Origin of the sequence: Sphingobium sp. WTD-1 (assembly GCF_030128825.1) — a bacterium.
Taxonomy (GTDB): Bacteria; Pseudomonadota; Alphaproteobacteria; order Sphingomonadales; family Sphingomonadaceae; genus Sphingobium.
Genome location: NZ_CP119127.1, coordinates 3,427,516 through 3,447,190 on the forward strand (window position 1 = coordinate 3,427,516; position 19,675 = coordinate 3,447,190).

16 protein-coding genes are annotated in these 19,675 nt (G+C 66.1%); 9 read left to right on the plus strand and 7 right to left on the minus strand.

Annotated elements, in window-relative coordinates; genetic code table 11:
• Positions 1-14 precede the first annotated feature (14 nt).
• From N6H05_RS16970 to N6H05_RS17010, 9 genes are read left to right on the plus strand one after another with little or no spacing between them, the layout of a single operon-like run.
• Complete coding sequence (locus tag N6H05_RS16970) at positions 15-755, plus strand: SDR family NAD(P)-dependent oxidoreductase (protein WP_284110742.1); 741 nt, start codon at positions 15-17, stop codon at positions 753-755.
• 44 nt (positions 756-799) lie between these two features.
• The gene (locus N6H05_RS16975; RefSeq protein ID WP_004212312.1) at positions 800-2,029 is read left to right on the plus strand and encodes an acyl-CoA dehydrogenase family protein; all 1,230 of its coding nucleotides are present in this window, start codon (positions 800-802) and stop codon (positions 2,027-2,029) included.
• Positions 2,030-2,063: 34 nt separating this feature from the next.
• The gene (locus N6H05_RS16980) at positions 2,064-3,410 is read left to right on the plus strand and encodes an MFS transporter (RefSeq protein ID WP_284110743.1); all 1,347 of its coding nucleotides are present in this window, start codon (positions 2,064-2,066) and stop codon (positions 3,408-3,410) included.
• 11 nt (positions 3,411-3,421) lie between these two features.
• Positions 3,422-4,957 (plus strand): AMP-binding protein, encoded by a 1,536-nt coding sequence (locus tag N6H05_RS16985; RefSeq protein ID WP_284110745.1) that lies wholly within the window; start codon positions 3,422-3,424, stop codon positions 4,955-4,957.
• Positions 4,958-4,962: 5 nt separating this feature from the next.
• On the plus strand, positions 4,963-7,050 hold the full coding sequence (locus N6H05_RS16990; protein WP_284110746.1) for a PQQ-dependent dehydrogenase, methanol/ethanol family: 2,088 nt from the start codon (positions 4,963-4,965) through the stop codon (positions 7,048-7,050).
• Complete coding sequence (locus N6H05_RS16995; RefSeq protein ID WP_284110747.1) at positions 7,037-9,112, plus strand: 3-hydroxyacyl-CoA dehydrogenase NAD-binding domain-containing protein; 2,076 nt, start codon at positions 7,037-7,039, stop codon at positions 9,110-9,112. The genes N6H05_RS16990 and N6H05_RS16995 overlap by 14 nt, the downstream gene beginning before the upstream one ends.
• Positions 9,109-10,260, plus strand: a complete 1,152-nt coding sequence (locus N6H05_RS17000; RefSeq protein WP_284110749.1) for a thiolase family protein — start codon at positions 9,109-9,111, stop codon at positions 10,258-10,260. The genes N6H05_RS16995 and N6H05_RS17000 overlap by 4 nt, the downstream gene beginning before the upstream one ends.
• A gap of 2 nt (positions 10,261-10,262) precedes the next feature.
• Positions 10,263-10,679: a Zn-ribbon domain-containing OB-fold protein gene (locus N6H05_RS17005; protein WP_037519819.1), complete on the plus strand. Its 417-nt coding sequence runs from the start codon at positions 10,263-10,265 to the stop codon at positions 10,677-10,679.
• A 1-nt stretch (position 10,680) separates the two neighbouring features.
• Positions 10,681-11,721, plus strand: coding sequence for an SMP-30/gluconolactonase/LRE family protein (locus N6H05_RS17010; protein ID WP_284110751.1), 1,041 nt, complete (start codon positions 10,681-10,683; stop codon positions 11,719-11,721).
• Positions 11,722-11,976: 255 nt separating this feature from the next.
• On the opposite strand, the gene N6H05_RS17015 is transcribed toward N6H05_RS17010, so the two are convergent.
• The 7 genes from N6H05_RS17015 to N6H05_RS17045 all read right to left on the minus strand — a co-directional run bounded on the left by N6H05_RS17015 (position 11,977) and on the right by N6H05_RS17045 (position 19,467).
• Entirely contained in the window at positions 11,977-12,954 is a 978-nt protein-coding gene (locus N6H05_RS17015) for an NADPH:quinone oxidoreductase family protein (protein ID WP_284110753.1), read from the minus strand.
• A gap of 3 nt (positions 12,955-12,957) precedes the next feature.
• The gene (locus N6H05_RS17020; RefSeq protein ID WP_284110754.1) at positions 12,958-13,599 is read right to left on the minus strand and encodes a nuclear transport factor 2 family protein; all 642 of its coding nucleotides are present in this window, start codon (positions 13,597-13,599) and stop codon (positions 12,958-12,960) included.
• A gap of 2 nt (positions 13,600-13,601) precedes the next feature.
• Positions 13,602-14,609, minus strand: a complete 1,008-nt coding sequence (locus tag N6H05_RS17025) for an LLM class flavin-dependent oxidoreductase (RefSeq protein ID WP_284110756.1) — start codon at positions 14,607-14,609, stop codon at positions 13,602-13,604.
• Positions 14,610-14,645: 36 nt separating this feature from the next.
• Positions 14,646-17,045, minus strand: coding sequence for a CaiB/BaiF CoA-transferase family protein (locus N6H05_RS17030; RefSeq protein ID WP_284110757.1), 2,400 nt, complete (start codon positions 17,043-17,045; stop codon positions 14,646-14,648).
• 141 nt (positions 17,046-17,186) lie between these two features.
• The gene (locus tag N6H05_RS17035; RefSeq protein WP_099233436.1) at positions 17,187-17,828 is read right to left on the minus strand and encodes a flavin reductase family protein; all 642 of its coding nucleotides are present in this window, start codon (positions 17,826-17,828) and stop codon (positions 17,187-17,189) included.
• Positions 17,829-17,831: 3 nt separating this feature from the next.
• A complete protein-coding gene (locus tag N6H05_RS17040) occupies positions 17,832-18,653 on the minus strand; it encodes an enoyl-CoA hydratase/isomerase family protein (RefSeq protein WP_284110760.1) in 822 nt (273 codons plus the stop codon).
• Positions 18,654-18,747: 94 nt separating this feature from the next.
• The gene (locus tag N6H05_RS17045) at positions 18,748-19,467 is read right to left on the minus strand and encodes a TetR/AcrR family transcriptional regulator (RefSeq protein ID WP_017500670.1); all 720 of its coding nucleotides are present in this window, start codon (positions 19,465-19,467) and stop codon (positions 18,748-18,750) included.
• Positions 19,468-19,675 lie beyond the last annotated feature (208 nt).

Here is a 19,675-nt window from a genome sequence, read left to right on the forward strand (position 1 = left end):
AAGGATGTTCCCCATTGGGCAATGAACTGGACTTCACCGGAAAGACGGTGCTGGTGGTCGGCGGATCGAGCGGCATCGGCAATGGCATGGCCCAGGCCTTTCTGAAGCGCGGCGCCCGCGTCCATGTCTGGGGCACCCGCGCCAGCGCCGCCGACTATGCTGGCGAGGAAGGCTCGGACCTCGACAATATCGGCTATACCCAGGTCGACGTCAGCGATCCCGCCGCGATCGCCGCCGCGCCCGCGCCGTTCGATGCGCTGGACATCCTCATCCATTCGCAGGGCGCCGTCCTTTATCGCCGCCAGGAGTTCGAGGTCGACGGCTGGAACAAGGTGATGGCGGTCAATCTCGACTCCATCCTCCACATCTCCAATCGCTTCAAGGATGCGCTGGCGGCCACGAAAGGCGCCGTCATCGTCGTCAGCTCGATCGGCGGGTTCAAGGCGACCTTCGGCAACCCCGCCTATGCCGCATCGAAGGCCGGCGCCGTCAATCTGGTCCGCGCGCTCGCCATCGCCTGGGCTGGCGAGGGCATCCGCGTCAACGGCATCGCCCCCAGCCTGGTCGATACCAAGATGACCAAGGTGACGATGGATAATGACGAGCGGCGCGACCGCGCGCTGTCGCGCATCCCGCTCGGCCGCTTCGGCTCGGTGGAGGAGATGGCCGGCGTCGCCCTGTTCCTCGCCTCCCCCCTCTCCACCTACATCTGCGGGCAGACGCTGATCGTGGACGGCGGCCTGACGCTGACCTGATCCCCCTGCCCGCCTTCGCCCCATTTCCCAAAAGGACCGATCGCATGGATTTCGAATATTCCGACAAGGTGCAGGCGCTGCGGGCGCAGCTCACCGATTTCATGGACGCCCATGTCTATCCGATCGAGAAGGAACGGGATCATTTCCACCATGATCCCGCCCATCTGTGGCAGCGCTGGCCGGGCACCGAGACGATCAAGGCCAAGGCGAAGGAAGCGGGCCTGTGGAACCTGTTCCTGCCGCATGAATATGGGGCATGGAGTCCGGGCCTCACCAACCTCGAATATGCGCCGCTGGCCGAACTGATGGGCCGGGTGATCGGATCGTCGGAATATTATAACTGCTCCGCGCCCGACACCGGCAATATGGAAGTGCTCGCCCGCTACGGTACGCCCGAGCAGCAGGAGAAGTGGCTGAAGCCCCTGCTCGCCGGCGATATCCGCTCCTGCTATGTCATGACTGAGCCGGGCGTCGCCTCGTCCGACGCCACCAATGTCGAAACGACGATCGTCGCGGATGGTGACGACTATGTCATCAATGGCCGCAAATGGTGGATTTCGGGTGCGCTCGATCCGCTGACCAAAGTCTATATCCTGCTCGGCCGCACCCCCAATGCGGATCGGCCGCGCCACCAGCAGCATTCGCAGATCCTGATCCCGGCCGATACGCCGGGGATAGAGATCGTCCGCCCGCTCGACGTGATGAACGCCGTCCATTCGCCCGGCGGCCATGCCGAGATGGTCTTCAAGGATGTGCGCGTGCCCAGGGAAAATCTGATCCTGGGCGAAGGACGCGGGTTCGAGATCGCCCAGGGGCGCCTGGGGCCGGGCCGCATCCACCATTGCATGCGCCTCATCGGCCAGGCCCAGCGCGCACTCGAATATATGGCCCGCCGCGTCGACAGCCGTGTCGCCTTCGGCCGCAAGCTCGCCGATCAGGGCAGCATCCGCCAGGATATCGCCTTGTCCTTCTGCGAGATCGAGCAGGCCCGCCTGCTGACGCTCAAGGCCGCCGACGCGATGGACCGTCATGGCAACAAGGTCGCCAAGGATCTGATCGCCGCGATCAAGATCGTCGCCCCGCGCATGACCCAGACGGTCGCCGACCGCGCGATGCAGGTGTTCGGCGGCATCGGCATGGCCAGCGACTTCCCGCCCGCCGCCGCCTTCATGAATGCGCGCTACCTGCGCCTCGCCGACGGGCCGGACGAAGTCCACATGGCCCAGCTCGGCAAGCTCAAGATCGCCGAACTCAACGCATTGCCGCAACGCTGAGAGACGCAAGAGGGCGAAGGGAAGGATCATGCTGATGACCAGCCAGGAAACAGCCCCGGACGGCCGCGCCCCCCAGCAACTGGGCACCGCCTGGTGGATGGTGGCGGTGCTGTTCGGCCTCTATGTCCTGTCCTGGGTCGATCGACTGATCGTGTCGATGCTGGTCACGCCGATCAAGGCGCATCTGCTGCTCAGCGATGTCCAGGTCAGCATGATCACCTCGACCTCCTTCGCCATCTTCTACGCCATTTTCGGCCTGCCGCTCGGCTGGGCGGCGGACCGTTATTCGCGCCGCTGGATCATCTTCGGCGGCGTCGCGCTCTGGGCCGTCGCCACTACGGCCTGCGGCTTCGCGCAAAGCTATGAGGCGCTGCTGGTCGGGCGCATCTTCGTCGGCGTGGGGGAAGCGGCGCTGCTGCCCGCCGCCTATTCGCTGATCGCCGACGCCTTTCCGCCGCGCCTGCTGACCCGCGCCACCTCCACCTTCCAGATGGCCGGCAAGGTCGGCTCTGCAACAGCATTTGCCCTTGGCGGCGTCGCCATCGCCTTCGCCGCCGCGCATAGCGGCATCCATATTCCCTTCCATGGCCCGGCCCAGCCCTGGCAGTTGGTGATGATGATGGTCGGCGTGCCCGGCCTGCTCATCGCCCTGCTGGTCTTCACCTTCCCCGAACCCGGCCGCCGCGGCGCGACCAGGGTCGCGCGCCCGGTCGCGGAAAAGGGCGCGATCGCCGGCTTCGTGCGCCAGAACTGGCGGCTGCTGGCGCTGATGCTGGTCGGCACATCCTGCCTCGCCATGTGCGGCTATTCGATGACCAACTGGGTGCCCGCCTATATCGAACGGCATTTTGGCTGGAAGCCGGTGCAATATGGCGTGGCGTTGAGCCTGATGAACATCGTTTCGGCCGTGTCGCTGGTGATCAACGGCTGGATCGTCGACCGCCTGTTCACGCGCGGCATGACGGACGCCCATCTGCGCTTCTACAGCTGGCTGATCCTCGGCTTCCTGCCGGTGATCGCCTATATGTTCTTCGCCACCAACGTCTATGTCTTCCTGGTCTGCTACTGCGTGGCGCAGTTCATCACCGTGCCCTTCATGGTCTATGTCTCCTCGATCATGGGGCTGATCGCGCCGGCGACGATCCGCGCGCGGATGCTGGCCTTCTTCCTGTTCGTCTTCACCATATTGGGCCTGGGCGCCGGCCCGGCGATCGTCGCCGCGCTCACCCAATATGTCTTCCGGTCGGAAGCCGCGCTGGGCCAGTCGCTGGCGGTGGTCGTCACCGCCTGTTCGGTCGTCGCCCTCCTCTCCTTCCGCATGGCCCTGCGCTACCTCGCCCCCACCATCGCCGCGCGTGCCGTCCACGCGCCGGCCGCCTGAAAGGACGCTGCATGTCTCTCACCCTCCAGGCTGTCGCGCCCCACCGTCGCACCGACATGGCGCTGACGGACGAGCGTGTCTCGCTCGACTGGCTGCAACTGGATGATCTGCTCAACCGCGCTGCCAATGCCCTGAACGGCCTCGACCTGCACGAACGGCGCGTCGCCGTCTTCGCCCCCAACAGCGCGGAAACCGTGATCGCCTATGTCGCCTGTCTGGAGGCCGGCATTTCCAGCGTCCCGGTCAGCTTCCATCTCACCCCGTCAGAGGCCGCCTATATCCTCAAGGACAGCGGCGCCGTCGCCCTGCTGGTCGGCCCGGAAACGATGGAGGCGGGCCTCGCCGCCGCGGCCGAGGCCGGCGTCGCCACCGTCGTCGGCTGGCGCTGCCCCGATCGCGAAGGCCTGATCCATTGGGAAGCGTGGCTCGCCGCCGCCTCGACCGCCGAGCCTGACCCCAGCGTCGCGCCGCTGCCCCATCTCCATTATACCTCTGGCACCACCGGCCGGCCCAAGGCGACCGAGACCCCGCCGCAATATTTCCCGCGCGTCGCCACGGTTCAGGCGCTGGCGGAAACCGTGCGCGCCCGCATCACCCCCTCGCCCGGCATCGCCGTCGGCCCGCTCTACCATACCGGCCCGCTCGGCATGGCGCGCAACGTCTTCGGCGGCATGAGCCTCATCACGGTCGAGCATTTCGACGCGGAAAAGGCGCTGGCGCTGATCGAGAAATATCGGGTCGCCGGCTCGGTCATGGTTCCCACCCATTTCCAGCGCATGCTCGCCCTGCCGGAAGAGGTGCGCGCAAAATATGACGTCTCCAGCATCCAGCGTCTCGCCCATACCGGCGCGGCCTGCCCGCGCGCCGTCAAGCAGGCGATGATCGACTGGTTCGGCCCGGTGCTGGTGGAGGCCTATGGCGGCACCGAGGCCGGCTCCACCACCTTCATCACCTCGTCCGAATGGCTGGAGCGTCCCGGATCGGTCGGCCGCGCCTTGGCCCCGTTCGAAACCGTCATCTATGGCGACGACGGCGCGGTGCTGGGCGCCAACGAGGTTGGCCAGGTCTATTTCCGCGACACCAGCGGCCATGGCATCGTCTATCGCGGCGACCCTGAAAAGACCGCCGCCGCCCATATCGCGCCCGGCATCTTCACCCTGGGCGAGATGGGCTATGTCGATGACGCAGGCTATCTCTTCATCACCGATCGCGTGTCCGACATGATCGTGTCGGGCGGCGTCAACATCTATCCGGCGGAATCCGAACATGTGCTGCTGCGCCATCCCAAGGTGGCCGACATCGCCGTGGTCGCCGCCCCCAATGCGGAGATGGGCGAGGAAGCCCGCGCGCTGGTGATCCCGCGCGATCCGGCCGATCCGCCGAGCGCCGAAGAGCTCAACGCCTTCTGCCGCGCCAGCCTCGCCGGCTATAAATGCCCGCGCGGCTACGAGATGGTCGATGATATCGGCCGCACCATCATGGGCAAGGTCAACAAGAAGGCGCTGCGCCAGCGTTTCTGGACCTCCGACCGGACGATCGGGGGCTGATCTTCATGCGTCTTGCGTCCCTCACTCTGCCGCTTCTGGCCCTGCTCGCCGCCTGCGCGCCCTCCGGCCAGGCCCGGCGCGACGGCACCGACTGGCCCGGCTATGGCGGCATCGATGAAAATCACTACAGCCCGCTGAAGGACATCAACGACCATAATGTCGGCCGGCTCGGCCTCGCCTGGTATCAGGATATCGACGGCGGCGGCTCCAGCCTGACCGCGCCGATCGCGGTCGACGGCATCCTCTATTATGCCTCGGGCTACAGCGTCGTCCACGCGGTCGACGCCACGACCGGCCATGAACTATGGACCTATGACCCGCAAAGCTGGAAGGTCGCCGACCAGAAGATGCGCGGCGCCTGGGGCAGTCGCGGCATCGCCTATGACAATGGCGCCGTCTATGTCGGCACGATCGACGGCCGGCTGATCGCCATCAATGCCCGCACCGGGCACAGGCTCTGGTCGACCCAGACCATCGGCAAGGATGACGAACGCTATATCAGCGGCGCCCCCTGGGTGTTCAACGGCAAGGTCTTGATCGGCCATGGCGGCGCCGATTTCGCGCCGATCCGCGGCTATGTCACCGCCTATGACCAGAAGACCGGCAAGCAGCTCTGGCGCTTCTACACCGTGCCCGGCGACCCGAAGCTCGGCTTCGAGAACAAGGCGATGGCGATGGCCGCCAAGACCTGGACCGGCGAATGGTGGAAATATGGCGGCGGCGGCACCGCCTGGAACGCCATGGCCTATGACCCCAAATATAACCGCATCTATATCGGCGTCGGCAATGGCTCCCCCTGGAACCAGAAGATCCGCAGTCCGGGCGGCGGCGACAATCTCTTCCTCTGCTCGATCGTCGCGCTCGATGCCGACACCGGCGAATATGTCTGGCACTATCAGACCAATCCGGGCGAGACCTGGGACTTCAACTCGGCGATGGACATGGAACTCGCCCGGCTGAAGATCGACGGAGAGGACCGCGACGTGCTGATGCACGCGCCCAAGAACGGCTTCTTCTACGTCATCGACCGCGCCACCGGAAAGCTGATCTCCGCCCGCAACATCGTCCCGGTCAACTGGGCCCGCGGCATCGACGTGAAGAGCGGCCGGCCGATCGAGAACCCCGCCGCCCGCTATCCCGGCGGCAAGGCGGCGATCGTCTATCCCTCGCCCTTCGGCGCCCATAATATCGAGGCGATGTCCTTCAATCCGGGCAGCGGCCTCGTCTATATCCCGACGATGGACCAGGGCCGCGTCTATATCGACCCGGCCGAGCCGCTCGCGGGCTGGAAGCATCTCGATGGCCAGCGCATCAGCGTCGGCACCGGCGCGCCGCCGCCCGGCGTCACGCCCGATCGCCCCGCCACCAGCTTCCTGCTCGCCTGGAACCCGGTGACGCAAAGCGAGGCCTGGCGCATCCCGATGCCCGGCCTGCGCGGCGGCGGCGGCACCGCTACCACGGCCGGCAACCTGCTGTTCCAGGGCAATGCCGGCGGCAAGTTCGTCGCCTATGCCGCCACCAGCGGCAAGCCGCTCTGGTCGTTCGATGCCCAGACCGCCGTGATGGCCCAGCCGATCAGCTATCGCGCGCGCGGCAAGCAATATGTGACGGTGATCGCCGGCTCCCGCTTCCCCAGCGCCATCGGCCTGCCGCGCGAATGGAATTACCGCACCCAGCAATGGCGCGTCCTGACCTTCGCCCTCGATGGCAAGGCCGTGCTGCCGAAAGTCGATCCCGTCGACATGCCGGTGATCGACGATCCCGCCTTCGCCGTCGATCCGGCCAGGGCCGCGATCGGCGCCACCGTCTTTGGCCAGCGCTGCTCCATCTGTCATGGCGCCAACGCCGTGTCGGGCGGCGCCGCGCCGGACCTGCTCCAGTCGGGCGTCCCGCTCGACACCGCCAGCATGAAGGATGTGCTGCACAATGGCATCCTGCGCGAACGGGGCATGCCGCGCTTCCAGGAACTGACCGACGAAGAGATCGTCGGGCTCCAGCATTATTTCCGCCAACGCGCCCGTCAGGTGCTGGCCGCGCAATCCGCCGGCCAGCCGGGCGCCCAAACGCACAGAGGCTTGAATGAAGGTCAATGACGTCGTCACCTATGCGGTGGAAGGCTCCATCGCGGTCATCACGGTCAATTCGCCGCCGGTGAACGCCCTCTCCAACGCCGTGCGCCAGGGCGTCGCCGGTGCGGTCGAGACCGCCATTGGCGATCCCGCCGTCGGCGCCATAGTGCTGATCTGCGAAGGCCGCACCTTCTTTGCCGGCGCGGACATCACCGAATTTGGCAAGCCGCCGGTCGAACCCACGCTGCGCAACCTGCAACTGGTGGTGGAAAACGCCACCAAGCCGGTGATTGCCGCCATCCACGGCACGGCGCTGGGCGGGGGCCTGGAACTCGCGCTCGTCGCCCATTATCGCATCGCCGTCCCCTCGGCCAAATGCGGCCTGCCCGAAGTCAATCTGGGCCTGCTGCCCGGCGCCGGCGGAACCCAGCGCCTGCCCCGCATCGTCGGCGTCGCAAAGGCGCTGGACCTCATGACCGCCGGCAGCCCGGTCTCGGCAAAAGCCGCCAAGGAAATGGGCCTGATCGACGAACTCGCCGCCGAAGGCCAGTTGCGCGCCGACGCCATCGCCCTCGCCCAGCGCGTACTCGACGAAGGCCGCCCGCTGCTCAAGGTCCGCGACCGCACCGAGAAACTGGACGAAGCGCGCGGCAAGCCCGAAATCTTCGCCGATTTCCGCAAGGCCAATGCCCGCAAATTCCGCGGCTTCAACGCCCCCGAAGCGATCATCCGCTGCGTCGAGGCGACCCTGGACCTGCCCTTTGATGAGGGCATGACCTTCGAGCGGCAATTGTTCAACGAGTTGCAGGCCGACAGCCAGTCCGCCGCCCAGCGCCATGTCTTCTTCGCCGAGCGTCAGGCCGCCAAGGTCGACAGCCTGCCCGCCGACACCCCGATCCTGCCGATCGCCAAGGTTGGCGTCATCGGCGCCGGCACCATGGGCGGCGGCATCGCGATGAACTTCGCCAATGCCGGCATCCCCGTCACCCTGGTCGAAACCAACGAGGACGCGCTGTTCCGCGGCCTGCGCATCATCCGCGGCAATTATGAGACGACCGCCAAGAAGGGCAAGATGAAGCCCGAGGATGTCGATACCCGCATGGGCCTGCTCACCGGATCGATCGCGATGGAGGATCTGGCCGATTGCGACCTGATCATCGAAGCGGTGTTCGAGCAGATCGATGTGAAACGCGAGGTCTTCGCCAAGCTCGACAGGATCGCCAAGCCGGGCGCCATCCTCGCCACCAACACCTCCTATCTCGACATTGACGACATCGCCGCCGCCACCAGCCGGCCCGACAGCGTCGTCGGCCTCCATTTCTTCTCGCCGGCCAATGTCATGAAACTGCTGGAGGTGGTCCGCACCAGGGACACCAAGCCGGAGATCATCGCCACCGCCATGAAGCTCGCCAAGACGATCGGCAAGATCGGCGTGCTGGTCGGCAATGGCTATGGTTTCGTCGGCAACCGCATCCTCGCCGCCCGCAATATGCAAGCCGACCAACTGATCCTCGAAGGGGCCACGCCCTGGGCGGTGGACAAGGTGCTGTACGACTTCGGCTTTGCCATGGGCCATTTCCAGATGCGCGATCTGGTCGGGCTCGATGTCGGCTGGAACCCCAAGACGACCAGCTCCGCCAATGTCCGCGAAATCCTCAACGAAATGGGCCGCCACGGACAGAAGACGAAGGGCGGCTTCTACGACTATGACGACAACCGCAAGCAGACCCCCTCGCCGGTCGCGATGCAGGTGATCGAGGATTTCGCCGCGAAACAGGGCATCGCCCGCCGCGACGTCAGCGATGCGGAAATCCAGGATCGCATCCTCTTCGCCATGGTGAATGAGGGCGCCCGCATCCTCGACGAAGGCATCGCCTCGCGCGCGTCCGACATCGATATCGTCTGGATCACCGGCTATGGCTGGCCGAAATATCGCGGCGGCCCGATGTTCTGGGCCGATCTCCAGGGGCTTCCCACCGTCCTCGACCGACTCCGGGCGCTGGAGGCCGCGCATGGCGCCGCCTTCACCCCCTCCCCGCTGATCGAACGACTGGTGGCACAGGGCAAGGGGTTCAGGGACGCATGATGAAGGGCAATAAAATCGCCATCACCGGCATTGGCGAAACCGCGTTCCTGCGCAAGGGCGAGGAAACGGTGATGCAGATGATGACCCGCGCCAGCCTGGCCGCGATCGCCGATGCGGGCCTCACCCCCGCCGATATCGACGGCCATGTCAGCAACAAATATGTTGGTCACCCGTCGGAGGAGGTCGCCCATGCAATCGGCGCCGCGACCCGGCGCTTCACCGCCGTCGCCGACACGGCGGGCGGCACCGCCACCACCGGCGACGCGCTGCGGCTGGCGCAGTTGGCGATCGAGGCCGGGCTCGCCCGCCATGTCCTCGTCCCCTATGCCATCCGCTCGACCAAGCCGGGCGGCGTCTACGGCTTCCACGCGCGCGAGCCGCAAAAGGCCGGGCTGGAAATGCCCGCCGGCTTCTTCGGCCAGCCCACCTATTTCGCCACCATGGCCAATCGCTACGCCCATGAATTCGGCATGAGCGAGGCGGAACTGGCCTCCGTCTCGATGACATACCGTGCCTGGGCGGCGCTGACGCCCAGCGCGCAGAAGCGCGATCCGATGGACCTCGACGCCTATCGCCAGACGCCGATGATCTCGACCCCGCTGCGCGTCGCCGACTGCTGCCTCACCACCGATGGCGGCGGCGCCTATGTGGTGAGCGCGGTGGAGGCCGCCCGCGACCTCCCCCATCCGGTGATATCGGTGCAGGGCGTCGGCATCGGCTACAATAATTACCCCCATGGCGTGCTGTTCACGCAGAAACCCTGCACCTTCGACTATCCCGGCTGGGACTCGGCGGCGCAGGCCTATGCCATGGCCGGCGTCGACCCCAAAGATCTGAACCTCGCGCAGGTCTATGACGGCTTCTCCATCTCGGCGATCGTCCAGACCGAGATGCTGGGCCTGTGCGATCGCGGCGAAGGCGCGCGCTTCTACGCCGCCGGCCATGCGAAACCGGGTGGCCGGATGCCGGTCAACACCAGCGGCGGCCATATGTCGGGCGGCTATGTCCCCGGCATCAACCTGCTGATCGAGGCCGTGCGCCAGCTGCGCGGGCAGGAGGGCGACCGCCAGGTGCCCAACGCCCGCCTCTGCGCGGTCGCGGGCCTGGGCGGCAATAATCATTCCACCACCATCCTTGCGAGGGACTGACCATGGGCATTCCCATCTATCCCGTCCATCTGGAAGACCCGCTGTTCCAGGGCTTCTACGACGGCCTCGATGCCGGCGAACTGCGCATCACCGTCGACGCCGAAACTGGCGAATGGGTCTGGTATCCGCCAGAGGTCGTCCCCGGAAAGCCCGATGCTGTGCTGGAATGGCGCCCGGTCTCGGCCGAGGGCAAGGCCTATAGCTTCACCACCGTGATCCGCAGCCTGCTGCCCGGCGACCACAAGGCTGAAGTCCCCTACACCGTCATCCTGTTCGAGCCCGACGATGCGCCGGGCGTGCGGATCGCGGGCATATTGGTCGATGATGAAGGCGTCGAGCCGGCCTGCGACATGCGCCTGCGCTTCCGCCCGGTCGAGGCGGGCGATCATCGCATCGCCGGCTTCGCGCCGGTTCGCTGACATGCAGTTGGACCGGCGCACAGTGATGCTCGGCGGCACGGCGCTCGCGCTCGCCGGCTGCACCCGCGCCGGCACGCCGCGCGCATCCACTGTTCCGGCGCCCCTGACCCCGGCCGATTTCAGCTTGGTCATCGACGGGCTCGACCATGCCGAGGGCGTCGCCAGCGCCCCCGACGGCCGCCTGTTCCTGTCCAACAGCGGCGGCGCGATCGGCGTTCTGACACCGGGACAGCCGCTGCGGCAGGTCGGCGCGCCGCTCGCCGCCAATCGCGTCGCCGTCGATGCGCAGGGCCGCTTGATCGTCGCGAATATGGGCCTGCTCAAGCAGCAGCCTGGCCCGCTCCAGCGCATCACCCTTGAAACCGGCACGGTCGAAACGCTCGTCTCGGAACTGGAGGGACGCCAGCTCGTCGCCTCCAACGGCCCGGCCACCGCGCGCGATGGCAGCATCTATTGCACCCACAGCAGTTGGGGGCCGGTCGCCAATATCGGCACCACCACGCCGGCCGGCTTCATCTACATGGTCCGGCCCGACGGCAGCGCCGCGATCGTCGCGCGCGCCCTGCGCGGGGTCAACGGCCTCTGCCTCGACCGGGACGAACGCCATGTCTATGCCTCGCTGACCGCCGAAGGGCGCATCCGCCGCTGGCGCCGCAACGCCGACGGCACCCTTGCCGACCCGCAGGATTTCGGCCCGCAACTGGGCGCCGTCGTCCCCGACCAGACGGTCAAGGCCATCCTCGCCCTGCCGCCGCAGGAAAAGGCAGCGCTGGGCTATTGCGACGGCATCGCCTTCGACAGGGCCGGCAATCTCTGGATCACCCTGCCCTTTTCCAACCGGCTGGTCGCGCTGACCCCGCAGGGCCGGCAGATCGACATCCTGCATGATCCCGCCGGCGAAAAGATCGCGATGCCGACCAATCTCTGCTGGGGCGGGCCGGACCGCCGCACGCTCTATGTGGTCTCGCGCGGCAAGGGCATGATCGTCCAGGCCCACACCACCATCGCCGGCGCCCCGCTCGCCAATTGGCCAGCCAGCTGACGCACCACTTTCCTACTGCACGCTTTTCTGCTCCATACTCCGCCATGGACCAGCCGATCTGCTTCAATGCCATGCGTAACCCAAGAGGCGCGTTCGTGTCGCGTCACAGACGCGCGGGAGTGACCCCAATGTCGCGTGACTGTCGCGTCGGCGTGACTTTGGCGGCGCGTTTGCGCGTCAAACCGCCCCAATTTTCGATGATCAACGGTGTGAACTTCGCGACGATGACCTGAGCCTGACCCTGTAGTGACCCGCTCAGGCCATCTCGATCACCACCTTGCCCTGCGCCTTGCGGTCCATGATCCAGCGCATCGCCGCCCGGCTCTCGTCAAAGCCGAAGCGCGCGCCGATCGCCGGCCGCAGTCCGCCCTGCTCATACCAGTCATAAAGCTGTGCCATATTGGCGGCATGGATGTCCGGCTCGCGCCGACTGTGCATCCCCCATGTCACGCCGACGATCGACGCCGTCTTCACCAGCGGCAGGTTCAGCGGGATCGCAGGGATGGTCCCGGCGGCAAAGCCGACCACCAGATAGCGCCCGTCCCAACCCATGGTGCGGAAGGCCGGCTCGGCCAGATCGCCACCGACCGGATCGAAGATCACATCGACGCCGCGTTCCCCGGCCAGCGCCTTCACCGCCTGCTTGATGTCGACCTCAGCATAATTCACCGTCTCGCCCGCGCCATGCGCCCGCGCCAGCTCCCGCTTTTCCGCGCTGGAGGCCGCCGCGATCACCCGCGCACCCATGCGCTTGCCGATCTCCACCGCCGCCAGCCCCACGCCGCCCGCAGCGCCCAGCACCAGCAGCGTCTCGCCCGCCTGCAACCGCCCGCGCTGGCGCAGCCCGTGCAGCGCCGTCGCATAGACCATGGTGAAACCGGCCGCGACATCGAAGCCCATCGCGTCGGGAATGATGCTGGTACGGAAAGCCGGCGCCACCGCCTGCTCGGCAAAGGCGCCCTGGAACGGGATTGCCGCTACCCGGTCCCCGACCTGAAAGCCGCTGACACCCTCGCCGATCGCATCGACCACCCCGGCCGCCTCGCCGCCGGGGATGAAGGGCAAGGGCGGCTTGGTCTGGTAGAGATTCTGGATCATCAGCGCGTCAGGGAAATTGACGCTTGCCGCCCGCACCGCCAGCCTGATCTCGCCCGGCCCTGGCTGGGGCACGGGCACGTCCCGGAACGCCAGTTGCTCGGGCGCGCCATGCGCCTCGCACATCAGCGCCCGCACGGATCAGCTGCCCAGAAACTGCTGGCGCATCTTGTAATAGTCGTCGCTCGGATATTTCTCGCTATGCTGCCCCGCCGGCCAGTCGGCATAGGGCGTCTGCGCCGGTTCGGGCGGCGAGGTATAGTCGGACAGGCCCCGGCGACGGATGATCTTCCACACCCCGTTCCGCCGCTCCAGATCGTCGAGATAGCGGCCCTGGAAGAAGACATCCTCCTCGCCCCCGCCTTCCTTGCGGTCGCGCCGATGCTGCGCGAAATAATAGCATTCGGAAAAAGCCTTGTCCCCCTTCACCTCGACCGAGACATTGGTGATGTGGTGGCAGGCATATTTCAGCGTCGACACGATCTTGAAGGCGAAGCCGACGAAATCGGACGACTTGCCCTCGAACTTGCCATGCTTGTGCGTCGATTCCGGCCAGAAGAGCGATCGCAGCAGCGCCTCGTCCGCCCGGTCATTGGCCCGCGCATAGGCATAGAGGAGTTCGGTGATCGCCTGCTTGGACTCGACGATGTCCAGCCGCTGGGCCATGTCCATGCCGCTTGCCTTTCCCCTGGGGGCTGCGGCCGATGCCTCGGCAGCCGCGGCCATGCCGATCGGCAGCGCCAGCATGGCGGCCAGCGTGCCGCGACGATTGCGTTCTTCCATGCTCATTCTCCCGGATTTTCCAGCAGGCCCGGCTCGGCGCGCAGGCGCGGCAGCACCTCCTTCTCGAACAGGCGCAGGCTGCGCCACGACACTTCGGGGTCCAGCCCGCCCAGCAGCGCGTGGAAGGTGACGGCGGTGCCCCGGCCCAGCCCCTTGAGATATTCAAAACATTCGTCGGGCGTCAGCACCTTGATGTTCGGCATCGCCTTCAGCCCCTCGATCGTCTCGGCAGGCTTGTAGCGTGTCTGGCCGGTGCCGCGCTCCTTGGCCCATTCGGCATAGGCGTTGGTCGCATAGGCGACATGCGGCGCCACCAGCGGCCAGTCGCGATCCGGATCGTCGGAGACATAGAGGAAGCTCGCTGCCGGCTGGCGCAGTTCCTCGGGCGGCGGGAAGCCGGCCTTTTCCCGCTCCTCTTTGTAGAGGGTGAACAGGTCGGGATGGCCGGGGAAATATTGATAGCCGCCCTTGGCCGCGCGGATCGCCGACTTGTCGGTCGACCCGCCCATGTAGATTTTGGGACCACCCGGCGTCGCCGGGGCCGGCGTCACCCGCACGGTGCGCTCGCGAAACTCGAACGGCTCACCGGTCCAGGCCTGCTTCAGCGTGGCCATCGCCTCGTTCATGATCGCCAGCCGCTTGCTGATGTCCTTGCCGAACATCTCGAACTCATGCGGGCGATAGCCCATGCCGGCGGTCAGCCACACGCGCCCGGGCGCGATATTGTCCAGCACCGCCAGATCCTCCGCCAGCCGCAGCGGATCATGCATGGTGACGACCAGCGCCGACAGATGCGCGACGATATTCTCCGTCGCTCCCAGGATCGACGCCGCCTGCACCATGGAGGACGGGCAATAGCCGCCCTCCGCGCCATGATGCTCGGCCAGGAACACCTGGGTGAAGCCCAACCTGTCGGCCCATTGCGCCTGCTCGATCGCGGTGCGGTACAGCACGGGATGCGGCGCGCCGAAATCCGGCCGGTTCATGTCGTAACGAAGGTTCAACTGCACCCTTTGGGTTCCTCTTCCCGATTATTGGCTGTTGGTTCAGGCGGCCGAGACGCGCGACTGGATGCGGCCGGTCACGTCCGCCGCCTGCATCGCCTTGCCGCTGTCGATTAGCGCGTTGATCGCGTCCGGCGCATAGCCGATCTCGGCCAATATCTGCCGCGTATGCTCGCCCAGGCGCGGCGCGGACTTGCGCGCATGGCCCGGCGTGTCGCTCAGATGGATGAAGCTGCCGAATTGGCGGACATGGCCATACATGGAATCGAAATTCTCGATCACCCGGTTGCTGGCCACCGCCCAGTCCTGCCACAGCGCCTCACGCACCCAGCTCTTGGACGCCGGTATCTCGCACGGCACGCCCACCGCATCGAGCAGGGCAAAGGCCTCCGCGCTGGTCTTGTCGGCAAACCAGGGCTCCAGCGCCGCCCGCAGCGCCGCGTCATGCAGCGACCGTTCCTGTGGCGAGACAAAGCGCGGATCGTCGATCAGCCCGGCCTGCCCCACCGCCCGCGCCAGCGCCGCGAAGCGATCATCCTGCCGACACGCAATGCAGAGCCAGCCGTCGCTCGTGCGATAGAGCCGGTCGAGCGCATTATAGCCGGCCTGATCCTTGTCGAGGCGGAAGCCGTAGACGACCTGCTTGTCGGCATCCAGGAAATGCTCGGACGTGGTCCACAGGCTCGAATGGAGCTGGGGTATCTCCATATAGTCGCCGACGCCGCTGATCGCGCGCGCTTCCAGCCCCATCAATATGCCCGCAGCGCCCAGGAAGCCGTTATTATAATCCTCATTGCCGAACACAGACCGGGTCGGCGGATTGCCCGCGCCGCCCCCTTCATAGAGCAGACCGGTCCAGCCCGACACCAGAGGCGCAAAGCTCTTGAGCAACGACTTGGGGCCCTTGGAGCCATAGCCGGGCAGATAGACATAGAGCAGGCGCGGATTGATCTTCGACAGCGCCTCATAGCCGATGCCCAGCTTGTCAGCCTTGCCGGGGCGCAGATTATGGGTGACGACATCGGCCTCAGACACCAGCTTCAGCGCCGCCTCCAGCGCCTCGGGCTGCTTCAGGTTCAGCACGATGTCGCGCTTGCCGCGCTGCGCCGCGTCGAAACAGTCGGGCAGCGGCCGCATCTGGTCGCCGTCGGGCGTCTCCACCTTGATGACGTCGGCGCCCAGGTCCGACAGCAGCCGCCCGCCAAAGCCGACCGCGAAGAAGGACGAGAAGTCCACCACCTTGATGCCTTCGAGCGGCCGGTCGATCGGCTTGCCCGCCGCCACCAGTTCGCCCCGCTTGCGCGCAATCAGGTCGGCCAGAACGCCATTGTCGGCGCCGATCGCCGGCGCCGGGCGCGGCGCGGCGCAGGGCGTGCGATCGAACCGCACGGCCGGTGCGGCCTGATAGATGGTGCCGAATTCCGCGTCTGGCAGCGCAATCCGTTGCCCGACAAACTCCACCTGCTCGTCCAGCAAGACTTCGGCCGGCTCCAGCACCGGCAGCGCCGCCACATCGGCCGCCTGGAACAGCGCGATCCATTCGGCGCGCGGGCGCGCCTTGAACGCATCGAAAATCTCGACGCGGGCGATATGATATTCGTCGTCGCTCAATGGCACCGACATTTCCGCCGCGCTCTTCACCACCGACACCCGGTCGCCAAAGCCCAGCTGGTCCATCGCCGCCTTGAAGCCGCCCTGCCCGCCGGTATGGATCTGCAGGAACAGGCCGTCGCCGCATTCGAACATGCCGGTCACCAGCCGGGTCCGGCCAAACCGGTCGACCGCGCCGGAATCCCCCGCCTTGATGTAGGAAATACCGTCTTCCTGCCACCAATTGTTCATCGGCGATTGGGCCAGCATCGCGTCGAGCAGCGAGGATTCGACCTTCTGTCCCTTGCCGCTCGACCGCCGCGCCCGGATAGCCGTCAGCGCGCCGATCACGCCCAGAAACGCCTGACCATAATGGAGCGCGGGATGACCGAGATAGACCGGCCCCTCGCGGAACGGGCTGGACTTGTCGATCATCGTGCCGAGCAGCGCCGCCGCCAGCCCCTCGCCGCGCGGCCGGTCGGCAAAGGGCGTGTCAGCGCCATAGGCGGTCAGCGCCGACACGATCAGCTCCGGATAGTCGCGCGCCAGGCTCTCGCCGTCCAGGCCAAGCGCCTTCGCTTCTCCCTCCTCCAGTGCATGGATGAAGATGTCCGCTCCGCCGAGCAATCCGCGCAGCGCCGCCCGATCATCCGCATCGGCCACGTCCAGCTCAACGCTGCGCTTGGACCGGTCCCAGCTCTTGCGGGTCAGTTCATGGGCGAAATAGGCGCCGCCCCTGGGCTCGACCTTCAGCACGTCGGCGCCATGGTCGGCGAGCAGCATGCCCGCAATCGCGACCGGCATTTCGGTCGACAGCTCGATAACGACAAGATGGTCCAGAGGGCCGGGCATCACGCACTCCTGTTTGGCGGTCTGCGCCGCCTCTTGTTCGGATCTGGCCGATAGTGCGCGGAATCGCGCCTCCGACCTTTCCCTTGAAACAGACACGCTTTTTCCCGGCAGCGCAAGTAATATTGCACTATAGGTTCAAATTCATTCCTTGCCCGTCAGCCGTGCCGGATCATAACGCGGCCGGTCCATCTGGAAACTGTCGCCGTTGCGCACATACCAGCCGCTGCCATGGGTGCGGCCGATCAATTTCATCGCCGGCGTATCGAAATAGACCCGCTCGCGATCGGTGATGAACTCGTCGCGGATATGCGCCATCACGATCTCGCCGATGATCACCGTCTGCATCGTGCCGATGTCCATCGCCGCGACCTTGCGGCATTCGAAGCTGACCGGGCTGCTGGCGATCAGCGGCGGCGCGACCAGCACCGACGGCGCGGTCTCGATCCCGGCATAGTCGATCTCGCTGACATCGGCCGGCGCATCGACGCTGCAATGGTTCATCTTCTCGGCATCATCCTCGCACACCAGGTTCACGACGAATTCGCCGGTGGCGATGATGTTAGCGGCCGTGTTCTTCAGGCCGCGCGATACCGGCTCCTTCAGCAGGCCCAGCGCCACTAACGGCGGCTCCGTGCCGACGCAGTTGAAGAAGCTGTAGGGCGCGGCATTGACCACGCCCGCTTCGGACCGGGTGGTGATCCAGGCGATCGGACGCGGGGTGATGGTCGAATTGACGATCTTGTAGCGGGTCGCCATCGGCAGGCTGCGCATGTCGAACTGCATGACTTATTCCTTCGCCCCAGTTGCGACCTTCGCGGCAGCCTTCGCCGCTGCGCGTGCCCTGAACGCCTCGCGGGCGCGGGGCACTTCCTCCCCCGCCTGGCAGGTGTGGCAATAGACCAGTTCCAGCGCATGATTGGCCGACAGGTCGCCGCTTTCCGCCTGGTCGAGCAGCCGCTTGGTCAGTTCGACCGCATGGGCATTGCCGCCACCGATCGTCGCGCCCAGCGCCAGGGCCTGCGCGACCGCCTCGCCCGGCGGCACCAGTCGGCTGACCAGCCCCAGGCTCAATGCCTCGGCCGCCTCCAATGTCCGCCCCGAAAAGATGATCTCGGCCGCGCGTGCCCGCCCCAGTTGCCGGGTCAGGAACCAGGCCGCCCCGCCATCGGGGACGAGCCCAAAATCCAGAAACGGCGCACCGAACCGCGCATTGTCGGCAGCAAAGATCATGTCGCAGGCCATCGCCAGGCTCCAGGACACGCCATAGGCGCCACCCTCCACTGCTGCCACGGTCGGGATCGGCAGCGCGCGCAGCCGGCGAATGATCCGCTGCCCCATCTCCAGCCGAGCGGCGAGCCGCAACGCCCCCTCGCCCCGCGCCGGCGGCAGCTTCACGTCGCCGCCATTGCTGAAATAGCCATCCGCCCCGCACAGCAGCAGCATCCGCGCTGGCGTCGCATTTTCCAGCCGGTCGAGCGCGGCGGAAAACTGCTCCCACATGGTGAAGGAGACGGTGTTCTTCGCGCGTGGCCGGTTGAGGGTGATGACGGCGACACCATCCTCGCGCAGCTCGAACAACAGTTCGGGGTCTTCGCTCGGCGCGCTCATCTCACTCTCCCATGCTGATGCCCATGTCGGGCCTGGGGCATGCCTAGACGAGGCGCACACCATGATGCAAGAAAATTTGCATCATGGTGCAGATTCAAGCCGCTTTCGTCTTGGTCTTGGGCGACATCGGGAGCGCGTCCATCCCGCGCTCGGCAATATCCTTGATCAGCGCTTCGACTTCCTTGCGCGCCGCGCCCTTCAGCGAACCGAGCAGGCAGGACAGATAGCTGCTGACCAGCCGGACGATCACCTCGTCATCGGGTATGCGGCCCTGCGCCCAGTCGTTGATGGTCGCATATTCGAAGCGCACCAGATCATCGACCAGCTTGTCGACCTGCACCCAGGGCTGCAGCTGCTTCGTGGCGTCGAGCGCCTCGATCCACTGCTTGTTATGATGGATGGCCGGCGAGTGCATCGCTGTCCAGATGTCGCGGTCGACATCGGAACTGAAATAGAGCGCCATGATCGCCTTGATATAATTGCGGATCTTGCGGTTGCGCTGGACGACCGAGATCATCCGCTCGAGATTATGCTGCATCGTGCCGGGCGGGCTCGAATAGACGATGCGGCTGACATATTCGTCGAAATATTCCTGGATCGCGGTGGCGATCATCCGCTCGCGGGTCTGGAAGGCGTTGTAGAGCGTCCGCTTGGCGACACCCGCGCGCTGGCCGATCTCGTTCATGCTCAGCGCCGCGATCCCCTGCTCGGCGATCACCTTGCGCGTTTCCTCCAATATCCGGCGACGGCGTTCGATGATCGCCGGACTGGAATAGGTCTGCGGCCGATCGCCATTTTCCTTGAGGTCAGCCATGTCCTTGTCCGTCGTCAAATTCGCTCATCCTCCCCGAGGCGCGCCCGGCGGGGGCACGTAACCGATGATCATAACGCAATTGCATGAACGTGCAAATTTGATGCCGCACAGCTGGACTTTGTGCAAGCCCCCGCTCGGCGCAGACAAGGAGCCCCGCCTCCCGATGAAAGGAAGCGGGGCGAAGCAGCATCCGCCACAAGGGGAAGGA

What these genes read in the sequence shown, in the direction of transcription:
- N6H05_RS16980 (WP_284110743.1), top strand. Translation starts at nt 2,064, where the DNA reads ATGACCAGCCAGGAAACAGCCCCGGACGGCCGCGCCCCCCAGCAACTG.
- N6H05_RS17005 (WP_037519819.1), top strand. Translation starts at nt 10,263, where the DNA reads ATGGGCATTCCCATCTATCCCGTCCATCTGGAAGACCCGCTGTTCCAG.
- N6H05_RS16995 (WP_284110747.1), top strand. Translation starts at nt 7,037, where the DNA reads ATGAAGGTCAATGACGTCGTCACCTATGCGGTGGAAGGCTCCATCGCG.
- N6H05_RS17035 (WP_099233436.1), bottom strand. Translation starts at nt 17,828, where the DNA reads ATGCAGTTCGACATGCGCAGCCTGCCGATGGCGACCCGCTACAAGATC.
- N6H05_RS16990 (WP_284110746.1), top strand. Translation starts at nt 4,963, where the DNA reads ATGCGTCTTGCGTCCCTCACTCTGCCGCTTCTGGCCCTGCTCGCCGCC.
- N6H05_RS17040 (WP_284110760.1), bottom strand. Translation starts at nt 18,653, where the DNA reads ATGAGCGCGCCGAGCGAAGACCCCGAACTGTTGTTCGAGCTGCGCGAG.
- N6H05_RS17045 (WP_017500670.1), bottom strand. Translation starts at nt 19,467, where the DNA reads ATGGCTGACCTCAAGGAAAATGGCGATCGGCCGCAGACCTATTCCAGT.
- N6H05_RS17030 (WP_284110757.1), bottom strand. Translation starts at nt 17,045, where the DNA reads ATGCCCGGCCCTCTGGACCATCTTGTCGTTATCGAGCTGTCGACCGAA.
- N6H05_RS17000 (WP_284110749.1), top strand. Translation starts at nt 9,109, where the DNA reads ATGATGAAGGGCAATAAAATCGCCATCACCGGCATTGGCGAAACCGCG.
- N6H05_RS17020 (WP_284110754.1), bottom strand. Translation starts at nt 13,599, where the DNA reads ATGGAAGAACGCAATCGTCGCGGCACGCTGGCCGCCATGCTGGCGCTG.
- N6H05_RS16985 (WP_284110745.1), top strand. Translation starts at nt 3,422, where the DNA reads ATGTCTCTCACCCTCCAGGCTGTCGCGCCCCACCGTCGCACCGACATG.
- N6H05_RS17010 (WP_284110751.1), top strand. Translation starts at nt 10,681, where the DNA reads ATGCAGTTGGACCGGCGCACAGTGATGCTCGGCGGCACGGCGCTCGCG.
- N6H05_RS16975 (WP_004212312.1), top strand. Translation starts at nt 800, where the DNA reads ATGGATTTCGAATATTCCGACAAGGTGCAGGCGCTGCGGGCGCAGCTC.